The organism is Wolbachia endosymbiont of Drosophila incompta (genome assembly GCF_001758565.1).
GTDB classification, from domain to species: Bacteria; Pseudomonadota; Alphaproteobacteria; order Rickettsiales; family Anaplasmataceae; genus Wolbachia; species Wolbachia pipientis.
Map to the genome: position 1 here is coordinate 699,532 of NZ_CP011148.1, position 9,995 is coordinate 709,526.

Here is a 9,995-nt window from a genome sequence, read left to right on the forward strand (position 1 = left end):
CAGTAATGAGCGAGATGGGCAAAGCGATGATCGGCACCGGAGAGGCAGAAGGAGAAGATAGAGCAATTAGTGCTGCAGAGGCTGCAATATCTAATCCATTGCTTGATAATGTATCAATGAAAGGTGCGCAAGGAATATTAATTAACATTACTGGTGGCGGAGATATGACTCTGTTTGAAGTTGATGCTGCAGCCAATAGAGTGCGTGAAGAAGTAGATGAAAATGCAAATATAATATTTGGTGCTACTTTTGATCAAGCGATGGAGGGAAGAGTTAGAGTTTCTGTTCTTGCAACTGGCATTGATGGTCGCAATAATAAATCAGAAACTTCACCTATAAGTCAGAGCGAAGACTCAGAGAAAGAGAAATTTAAGTGGCCATATAGTCAAAGTGAAAGTACACAAGACAAAACACTGGAAACAAAACCAGCTGAACAGGTAAGCGAAGGAGCTAAGTGGGGCAGCAATATCTATGATATACCAGCTTACTTAAGAAGAAAAAAATAATGCAATTTTGGCTACTTAAGTCAGAGCCAAGTGAATACTCATGGCAAAAAATGGAAAAGGAGCAGGTAGTTGAGTGGGATGGTGTGCGCAATTATCAAGCTCAAAATTACATGAAAATTATGAAAGCAAGCGATCTTGCGTTTTTTTATCATACAGGTAAAGAGAAAGCAATACTTGGAATCGTTGAAGTATTTAAAGAGTATTATCATGTTAATGATCCCAAGTTCGGATTAGTGAATGTAAAGTTTTTGAAACCTTTAAATAACCAAGTAACGTTAAATAATATAAAACAAAACCCACTTTTGAAAAATATGACTATATTAAAACAACCACGTTTATCAATTGCCCCAGTTTCGGAAATTGAATGGAATGAAATAATAAGGATGAGTGATGTGTAATACCTGTCATTTCAGTTCCTAAATGATGTCATCTCAGCACACAACGCACAGCTGTATGAATATTTGTCTCGAAGGCAGTGCATTAAACGTTATAGCCGATTTTGCATCAAACACAAAGGTGTCATTCCAGTGCTTGACACTGGAATCCAGCCTTAATGCACCCACATTAAAGCCGTTGTGTTTTAATATAAGATTAGCTACTTTTATATTCACTAACTTGATGTCTAATCAAAATTCCTGGATCCCAGTGCCTAGACACTGGGATGACATCCTTCTAGTGTACAATATTCGTACAGTTGTGTACATGACACAAGGGTCTATAACTCTTCTTTTTTGGATTCCAGTGTCAGCTATTTGCATGACACCCTTACTGATGTGTCACTCATGTTAGAAGTAAATATTCTTGACAAGAAATGGTGCAGCATTATAGAAAATCCTAAAAATTTTGTATTAGGTGTCATCAATGCTTCTCTAAAAGAATTAAAAATAGACCACTATAAACCAAATATATCAATAGCTCTGGCTGATGATGACTTGCTACATCAACTTAATTTAAAATTTAGAGAAATGGATAAGCCAACTAACGTACTATCATTTCCGTATGAACAATTGTCTAATGAGTGCGATTTAGGAGACATAGCAATTTCAATAGACACAATAAAAAGAGAATCGCATGAGTATTATATACCCATTCTTGCTCACATTGCACACATGTTAGTGCATGGATTACTGCATTTACTTGGTTATGATCACCAAAAAAAAGATGAAGAAATTATAATGAAAAATCTAGAAAGAGAGATTTTAGCTTCGCTTGGCTACAATATGTGTGCGATTTAAAAGGAATTTAATAAAAATATAGTAGATGATAATAAAATATGTTATCTACAAAGGGTTTTAGCTATAAACAATAAAAGGTAAGTGATATGGTTCAGTTTTCTTTGCCAAAGAATTCTAAAATTAATCAAAAGGGCAAAATTTATCCTATTCCTGCTAGAGCAAAAAACATCAGAAGATTTCAAATTTACCGTTGGTCTGCTGATGACGAGAAAAACCCTAGAATAGACACATTTTTTATTGATATGGATAGTTGTGGCCCTATGGTACTTGATGCATTAATAAAAATAAAGGATGAAATAGATTCGACTTTAACTTTCAGACGTTCTTGTAGAGAAGGCATATGTGGATCTTGTGCCATGAATATTGACGGAACCAATACTCTTGCATGTACTAGATCTATACATGATATAAAAGGTGACGTAAAAATATATCCATTACCTCACATGTATGTAATAAAGGACCTAGTCTCGGATTTGAGCCAATTTTATGAGCAATACAAATCAATTAAACCTTGGTTACAAGCAGATAAGCCTGCCCTACCAAATAAAGAATACTCTCAATCTTCTGAAGATAGAAAAAAATTAGATGGCTTGTCCGACTGTATATTATGTGCTTGCTGTTCGACTGGTTGCCCAAGCTACTGGTGGAATAGTGATAAATTTTTAGGACCAGCAATACTATTACAAGCTTACAGATGGATTGCTGACAGCCGTGATAATAAGACAGGTGAAAGACTTGATGTTTTAAACGACCCATTCAAGTTGTATCGTTGTCATACAATAATGAATTGCACAAAAACTTGTCCTAAAGGACTTAATCCAGCAAGAGCAATAGCGAAAGTAAAACAGCTCATGGTAGAGAGAGAAGGAGTTTAAGTATTATCTTTTGCATTCTTCGTAAGAGAACAGCAAACCTTCCGAAGCGTAGGGTATTGTTAATACCCTGAACGCTTTTCCGTTTGTGAAGTGCATCGTATCATCGTACGATTCAAATAATTTTTTGAACAACTCATGTCTTTGGTTACTAATAGTTTGAAAATCCTCTTTTTCTAAAAGCTTTTTAGATTCGAAGAGGTAAAGCATAACTTCGTGATAAGTTGGGTAAGATGCCAAAAATTTTGGGTCAAATTGAAAGGTTTTTATAAAAGCATTATTATAAAATTTTAGCTTTTGATTCTTACTATATATTACTATAGCAACCGGTAACCTCTCAAGCAAATTTTTCTGTGTAGCTAAATAACTGTTTAATTCAGTATATAATTTCTCTGCATCACTAACATCTTTCCCATACATTACTATGCTACCAGAAACTTGTATTGGAATTTTAACAAAATCGAAAACCTTAGGTTCGTTCTTATAAGTTATGACATGTCTTCCTGGTTTTGTGCTATGAGCGCTACCGGTAATAGCAAATTTCTTAGAACCATCTACATATTTATCATAAAACAAGTTATAAAATTCCACCTTTCTACTCTTGTTATATCTTAGTATTGGAAATGGTAAAGAGTTGAAAACGTTTTTATAGCTCTCCACTTCCTGTGTAAGCTTACTATTTTCTAACTCAAGTCCGTTAGCCTTTATCTTACAGTCTGAGACATTCCTTATCCATAACAGCACACCTATCACATTGTTAGAATCATCTATTATGCTTCTACCGTAACATATGCAATAAACCTCACTGTCTTTTGACTTTAAATCTAGAGTAAAAGATTTATTTATTTCCTTTGCCTCAACAAAATTTTTGATTAAGCTTTCTGATTGCTCAAAAAAATTCACAAACTCATTAAATGAGTAAAAAACAGTATTAAGCAAAATTAGTAAATTGGGAGAGAACTTTTCTATACGTTTTTTTGCATCCCAAATATAAAACCCATCATTCACAGTATCAATTAAATTATTTATGATAACATTTTGATGCTGTAAGTTCTTAATCTTATTACTAATTTTTAATTTAGAATAAGAGAGAAAGAATAATATTAGAATCAATATTAAAACCACTTCATACAAAAAAAACATAGCACTTTTAAAACAAATGTAAAAATTTGTAACCGCTCAGAATTATGCTGAAGAGGTATATAAGTAAAGATTGCCTAACATTTGAAAGCCCAATCTCTTATAAAGGTTCACAGAAGATTTCATACAATGTGCTACTATATATTTGCATTCAAGCTGTTTAGCTATCTTTATTCTTTCTAAAACCATTTGGGTACCTATTCCACGATTCCTGTAAATTGGTAAAACTCCATCACTATAAAAACCAGCTACGCTATCTTGAACATAAAGACCGCATGTCCCAATAATTTCATTATTTAGTGTTACAAGAAAAAATCTTAATCTTGAGTTCTTATCATCATAATTTGATAATCCGCGAAAAAATGTGCTGACAATTCCAACGCCATGATAAAAAATTTTAGAAGTGTGTAGATCTAACTGTTCTAAGAGGTTGCTACCATTCACAGCATTTAACCTCAAGTTTGGAATAACATCAGCAGGTAAAAAGTAATTTTTCATATTAAGTAAAGCTTTTTTTGGTGTGCTAACGTGTTTTATTTCACACTTTTCTAAAATATCTCTTATTTTCATATGTGAATTTATTACCCATGTTGCTTCTATATCTCTTGTTCTGAGATAATCTAGAGTTTTTTGTATAGAAAGCTCGGTACATTGATCTCCACAGAACACAAAATTAAATAATGACTCCCTGGTACCATTTATTGTAAATATGATGTTATCAAATTCATCGTGTACTTCCCACTCAGATAAATTCGCTGTGTACAGTATATAATCCTTTAGATTTTGAACAATTAAGCTTGAATAATAAATTTTTTTATCCTGCATACACCAACAATAAACAATAAAAGGCTCCTATAAGAACACAGGCTAAAATTGCAGCTATAACGTCATCTAGCATAATACCTAAAGGACCTTTGGTATTTTTATCGATTAAATTTATAGGCCACGTTTTTATTATATCAAAAAACCTAAAAGAAAAAAAGCACAACAACAATGAAGAACAATTCATCTCTTGGCTTAACAATATCGAAACTAAAAGTATCGTCAGCAATTGACCAACCACTTCGTCAATTACTACCTCTTTTGGATCACATGAAGTCTTGTAATGTTTTATATAATTACCTGTAGACCATAATCCAATTAAGAATAAAAAAGAAATAATTGCTGCACCTAAAATTTTGTTGCTCAGGATTACAGGAACAAGCGGAAAAGAAGCCAAACTACCCACAGTACCTGGCATTTTTTTTACTGTTCCAGACAGCCACCACGTTGATATTAATTTATATAAAAATTTCACAATATATCCAAATACAAAATTAACTTATAAGAACAGAAAGAGTATCCTCTATAGAGGCGCTTTCATACAATAATCTATAGACCGCTTCACATATAGGCATTTTTATCTTTAGCTTTCCTGCTAAATTAAATATGGACTCAGCAGTGCTAAAACCTTCAATCACTGACTTGCCTTCTGACAAAATCTGCTGAACATTAAAGCCATTGTCACTATTACCTATTTTAAACCCAAAAGATAAGTTTCTTGAATTCAAGGATGTGCATGTCATAATTAGGTCACCCAGACATGCTGGCCCAAGTAGTGTATTTATATCCACACTACCGTCACCAATTTTTGCTGAGTATAAAGCCTTAATTTCGCTCATACTTTTCGTAATCAATGCTGCATGAGCATTAAACCCAAGTTTACTACCTAGAACAATCCCACACGCTATAGCAAAAACGTTCTTTAACGCTGCACAAATCTGTACTCCTATAATGTCGTTACTAAACTCCAATTTAACATTTTCTTGTTGCAGCTCTGATACTAGCTTTGAACCTAATGTGTTATTTTGGCATGCAAGAACCATTGAATAGGGTAATTTTCTTGCAACTTCTACAGCAAAGCTAGGACCTGAAAAAATAGCAATAGGATTGTTAGGTAAAATTTCATTTACTATTTCACTAGGTAATTTTAATGTAGACTTTTCTATTCCCTTACAAGCTAAAATTATTGCTACATCTTTTTTCAGATTACAATTATGCAATTGCTGACATACCTTCCTCAGAGACTGAGTGGGAACAGCGAGGATTGTTACTGAAGCATTAATTATGTCTTCAATAGCCAATTTTACTGACACATTATCAGAAATTCGACAACCGGGTAGCTTGTCACTTTCTCTTTTCCCGTTGATTGATTCAAATGTAGTTTCATTGTGAGTCCACAAAATCACATCTTTCTTACTACCTAATGAAATTGCGATTGCTGTACCCCATGCACCAGCACCTAAAATTGATATTGCCACACAATATTCCTGAAAATATTACTTATACTTTAAAATAGTAGGATAAGTAAATTAAAAATATAACACAGACATATAGAATAGTTAAATATTTATTAACCGAAGTATTCTTTTAATAATAGTAACTTTAATTCAATATTTACTAAAAATATTATTACTATCATGGTATGTCTATTATATTTTAGATCTATTTATATAACTTTGGAACAATATATTTACTATTAATTAATAAGTGTAATTTTGATCATTTGTTAATAAAAATTTGATTTATTACTTTCTTTAGTTATATATATTACTAAAATTATAAATTATTTATGGGGTGTAAAATATGCGTATATTATTAATTGAAGATGATCAAGTAAGTGCAAAGACTGTAGTTAACGCCTTAACTTCTGATGGACACTTCTGTGACGTTGTTACTTCTGCACAAGATTATAACAATAATATGGTTTCCTCAAACGGAGATTACTATGACCTAGTTATTTTAGATATACACTTACCTGGTGATATTGACGGATATGATATATTGTTAAGACTAAGAAGTGCAAAAATCAAAGTTCCTGTCTTAATACTTTCATGCATATCCGCTGTCAATCACAAAGCTAAAGGACTCGGGTATGGTGCCGATGATTACTTAACCAAGCCATTTCATAAAAGCGAGTTATTAGCTCGAATTAAGGCCATAGTGCGTCGTACTAAAGGCCATCCTGAATCGGTGATAAAGATTGGTAATATAAATATCAATTTTGATCACAGGGTTGTTGAGGTGAAAGGTAAAACGGTTCACCTTACTAATAAAGAGTATTCTATGATAGAATTGCTAGCACTGCGTAAAGGAACAGTACTAACAAAAGAAATGTTCTTAAATCATCTTTACAATGGCTTGGATGAACCTTCAGATAACAAGATAGTTGATGTTTTTATGTGCAAATTACGTAAGAAACTTGAAAGTGCAAATGATGGAAAAAGCCACATAGAAACCGTTTGGGGCAGAGGGTATGTTCTGAAAGAGTATATTGATGATGATGAATATTCTAATGTTAATGTAGGCGAAAGTAGTGATGGCTATCAAGCAGAACAAGTGAAGGACAACGCATGAAATGCCTACACATTTAAATATAGCATGGCTTATATCGCACGTATCATGTGAACGCCTAGGTGAAATGTAAGCCGAGTTCTGTTTATGTAGCTATTTATCTGGAGTAAATGTTACCATTTACCGCATGCGATTTACCCGAGTAGATATGAGGAAAACATAAAATCTACTTCTATTTAATCTTGCTCCTAGTGTTGGTTACTCGACTACCAATGTTGCCATTGCCACGGTGTGCTCTTACCACACCTTTTCACCCTTACCTAAAAATATTTTAGGCGGTAATTTTCTGTAGCCCTATAACTGGAGTTACCTCCGGCGGGCATTACCCGTCACTATTTTTCCTTGGAGCCCGGACTTTCCTCTGCTATGTTTATCACACAACAGCAGCTACTTATTTCACCTAGGAATTATACTTTAACATGAAAATCACAAAAGCAAAAGACAATTTCCTAACAGTCTACATATTAAAAACATTTAGACAAATAGCTAAAGGTGATATTCCGGCACATCATCACTATCCCAAGATAAGCTTTTTTCACTTTTAGACTCCGCTTCAGTTAGTCAAGAGCCTGGTCCACCGCTTGAAGACGATGAGCTACTTCTTGATCGACTACTACTTTCTACTGATATACTATTTAGCACTGTTTCAGATTGATATATAGTTCGCATTCTGTTACCAGTGGTAAAAATTTCTTCATCGCTACTTGAAGATGATCGCCTTCTATAACCCAAATCAGTTAGTTCTAATACAGGAGAAGCATTACGACCCTTAACATATCTATATGCTATGAATCCTATAATTCCAACAATACCTATTGCTCCAACCAAAGATCCCCCTATCATTCCTGCCTTATTAGACCCTATAGCAAGTTGAGTAGGTTGTGGTGAAGAAGTAGACTGAGGAAGTAAAGTCGTGGTGAATATAGGAGTTGTTGACTCTTTTGTTCTAGTACTTGGTATACTAAATACTGTTTGTGTAGTTTTCTCTGAGCTTGTTGTTGGCGCAGTTGGTTCCACTGTTACTGTGCTTGTTTGAGTCGTTGACTCTGTTGAAGGTTTATTCGTTGTAGAAGTAGGTGCAACGGCTTCTGTTGTTGGCTTCACTGTTACTGTACTTGTTTGAGTCGTTGACTCTGTTGAAGGTTTACTCATCGTAGAAGTCGACGCACCAGTCGCTGCTGTAGGTTTTACAGTACTTATTTCAGTTTCCGAAGGCACATTAGTTGACGTTGCAGTAATCGTGGTTGCTTGTGAAGTAGCAGTTGTTTTTGTTGCTGTTGTTGGCTCCACTGTTACTGTACTTGTTTGAGTCGTTGACTCTGTTGAAGGTTTATTCATTGTAGAAGTAGGTGCAACGGCTTCCGTTGTCAATTTAGTAGTCTTCACAGCGTCGGTTTCTGCTGTGCTAGTAATTGCAGCAGTCGGCGTCTTCTTAGAAGTCACAACCGTTTCTGCAACAGTTATAGGAGCCACGGTACTACTAGAAATAATATCTGGCGTTAATCGACCGTTAATGATATTAACAAAATCACTGAGAGTTTTGATGCTATTTGCCGGTATTATTGTTGCTTCAGAAGATTTTCCAGAGCCGTTTTGATTAAAAGTTACAATATTTTCTCCACTTACCGCAGTTACGATAAAACCACCCTGACCGTTGCCTTTAATATATAATTGCTCTATAGGATCTGTAAATTGATAGATAGGAAAATCTGACACTGATCCATTTTTAAGTAGAGTTGCTATATGTAACCTCTGCTCATTAGCTGATTGGTCATTTTCAAGAAAAGCAACTAGATCATTTCCTTCCGTTTGTTCAACATACTGCAAAAAGCTTATTTCATGTTCTCTAGAAAGAGATAGTGCTTTATTATCTATTTGACCTTTTCGATTACCAAGTAAAAAGCCATTAACTCTATCCTTCAGACCCTGAATCACTTTAGCCATATCAAATTTAAAAATACGTGTTTTTCTCACCTCTTGATTTTCCTTAGTAATCCTTTTGCTCACTTGCGAATAAAGCATCGTGTTTCCATTTAATGCCAATTGCCCCTGATTATCAAAATTGAACAATTTTCTTTCTGTAACACCTTTTTCTCCAGTCAATACCTTAAATTTTCCGCTCTCGCTTGACTTTAAGTACCAAGAAACTAAAGTTTGATCCTTTAAGTTATGGGCGATTACAATTACGTCACCATTACCAACTTTCACTGCTCTTGGTTGAAAGTAACTATTGCCCACATTTGCAAGACTATTATTATCAATATTCTTTTGTAATTTTCTTTTATCTAAATGTTCAACTGAAGGAGTATTAACTGATTGTTTAATTCCGTAAGTGTTAAAAGATAAGCCTTTAACGCATTTTTCTCCTTCTTCGCTAATTCCTTCTTCAGGAAAGATAACTCCAACTTTATCTATTTCAGCTGAATCTTCTATTAATGTGAGAGATAATTGATCTTTGAATTCATTTGCTACGCTGATATTTGTACCACATTCGTATGTTTTTGATTGATATAATGGACTAATAAGTAATTTTACTTTACTGCTCCCATTCCCATTATCTTGATAGCTGAGTCCGTAAGCAACTCCATTCCCCTCAATTAATTCTACGTTTGTTGGATTAAAACCTATCGCTTCTTTAATTTCCGGTTATTTGAGTTGATCCCGAGCAATCTTCTTAATATAGAAATAATTTTATTTAAAATATTAATAAAATGCTATTATGATTACTCCTGTGTGTTAATGTCAATGAAAATTTTAACTAAAATTAAAAAATTAATATAATATTTTATACTAAAAGGTAAATATAAGCTTGAAGAGGGCTAAGAAGCTTTATGCTATTTCTCAAAAAC

Annotated in this window: 10 protein-coding genes and 1 other RNA gene (1 of these 11 running past the window's edge); 5 read left to right on the forward strand and 6 right to left on the reverse strand. The window is 33.9% G+C overall.

Annotated elements, in window-relative coordinates; all coding sequences use genetic code 11:
• The 4 genes from WG67_RS08405 to WG67_RS03090 form a co-directional block, all read left to right on the forward strand.
• Positions 1 to 506 carry part of the coding region annotated (locus WG67_RS08405) for a cell division protein FtsZ (RefSeq protein WP_458694892.1) on the forward strand (this coding region is incomplete at its 5' end). The annotated region extends 190 nt beyond the left edge of the window, so 506 of the 696 annotated nt are shown.
• Positions 506 to 904, forward strand: coding sequence for an EVE domain-containing protein (locus tag WG67_RS03080; protein WP_007549395.1), 399 nt, complete (start codon positions 506 to 508; stop codon positions 902 to 904). The genes WG67_RS08405 and WG67_RS03080, both read left to right, overlap by 1 nt.
• Positions 905 to 1,288: 384 nt before the next feature.
• Positions 1,289 to 1,741, forward strand: coding sequence for an rRNA maturation RNase YbeY (ybeY, locus tag WG67_RS03085; protein ID WP_010082473.1), 453 nt, complete (start codon positions 1,289 to 1,291; stop codon positions 1,739 to 1,741).
• Between the two features lie 86 nt (positions 1,742 to 1,827).
• Positions 1,828 to 2,616, forward strand: coding sequence for a succinate dehydrogenase iron-sulfur subunit (locus WG67_RS03090; RefSeq protein ID WP_010082472.1), 789 nt, complete (start codon positions 1,828 to 1,830; stop codon positions 2,614 to 2,616).
• A gap of 3 nt (positions 2,617 to 2,619) precedes the next feature.
• Here the strand turns inward: WG67_RS03090 and WG67_RS03095 are convergent, their stop codons facing one another.
• From WG67_RS03095 to WG67_RS03110, 4 genes are read right to left on the reverse strand one after another with little or no spacing between them, the layout of a single operon-like run.
• Positions 2,620 to 3,756: a transcriptional regulator gene (locus WG67_RS03095; protein WP_070356889.1), complete on the reverse strand. Its 1,137-nt coding sequence runs from the start codon at positions 3,754 to 3,756 to the stop codon at positions 2,620 to 2,622.
• A gap of 42 nt (positions 3,757 to 3,798) precedes the next feature.
• The gene (locus tag WG67_RS03100; RefSeq protein ID WP_006280097.1) at positions 3,799 to 4,578 is read right to left on the reverse strand and encodes a GNAT family N-acetyltransferase; all 780 of its coding nucleotides are present in this window, start codon (positions 4,576 to 4,578) and stop codon (positions 3,799 to 3,801) included.
• The gene (locus WG67_RS03105) at positions 4,568 to 5,050 is read right to left on the reverse strand and encodes a phosphatidylglycerophosphatase A family protein (RefSeq protein WP_006279290.1); all 483 of its coding nucleotides are present in this window, start codon (positions 5,048 to 5,050) and stop codon (positions 4,568 to 4,570) included. The genes WG67_RS03100 and WG67_RS03105 overlap by 11 nt, the downstream gene beginning before the upstream one ends.
• A 19-nt stretch (positions 5,051 to 5,069) precedes the next feature.
• Positions 5,070 to 6,053: an NAD(P)H-dependent glycerol-3-phosphate dehydrogenase gene (locus WG67_RS03110; protein WP_010962796.1), complete on the reverse strand. Its 984-nt coding sequence runs from the start codon at positions 6,051 to 6,053 to the stop codon at positions 5,070 to 5,072.
• Positions 6,054 to 6,378: 325 nt separating this feature from the next.
• Here WG67_RS03110 and WG67_RS03115 point away from each other — a divergent pair, with 325 nt between their 5' ends.
• Positions 6,379 to 7,149, forward strand: coding sequence for a response regulator transcription factor (locus tag WG67_RS03115; RefSeq protein WP_010962797.1), 771 nt, complete (start codon positions 6,379 to 6,381; stop codon positions 7,147 to 7,149).
• Positions 7,150 to 7,200: 51 nt separating this feature from the next.
• On the opposite strand, the gene rnpB is transcribed toward WG67_RS03115, so the two are convergent.
• Together rnpB and WG67_RS03125 are read right to left on the reverse strand one after the other, a co-directional pair.
• An RNA gene (rnpB, locus tag WG67_RS03120) (RNase P RNA component class A) lies at positions 7,201 to 7,550 on the reverse strand.
• 157 nt (positions 7,551 to 7,707) lie between these two features.
• Entirely contained in the window at positions 7,708 to 9,354 is a 1,647-nt protein-coding gene (locus tag WG67_RS03125; RefSeq protein WP_245683344.1) for a hypothetical protein, read from the reverse strand.
• Positions 9,355 to 9,995 lie beyond the last annotated feature (641 nt).

What these genes read in the sequence shown, in the direction of transcription:
- WG67_RS03080 (WP_007549395.1), top strand. Translation starts at nt 506, where the DNA reads ATGCAATTTTGGCTACTTAAGTCAGAGCCAAGTGAATACTCATGGCAA.
- ybeY (WP_010082473.1), top strand. Translation starts at nt 1,289, where the DNA reads ATGTTAGAAGTAAATATTCTTGACAAGAAATGGTGCAGCATTATAGAA.
- WG67_RS03090 (WP_010082472.1), top strand. Translation starts at nt 1,828, where the DNA reads ATGGTTCAGTTTTCTTTGCCAAAGAATTCTAAAATTAATCAAAAGGGC.
- WG67_RS03095 (WP_070356889.1), bottom strand. Translation starts at nt 3,756, where the DNA reads ATGTTTTTTTTGTATGAAGTGGTTTTAATATTGATTCTAATATTATTC.
- WG67_RS03100 (WP_006280097.1), bottom strand. Translation starts at nt 4,578, where the DNA reads ATGCAGGATAAAAAAATTTATTATTCAAGCTTAATTGTTCAAAATCTA.
- WG67_RS03115 (WP_010962797.1), top strand. Translation starts at nt 6,379, where the DNA reads ATGCGTATATTATTAATTGAAGATGATCAAGTAAGTGCAAAGACTGTA.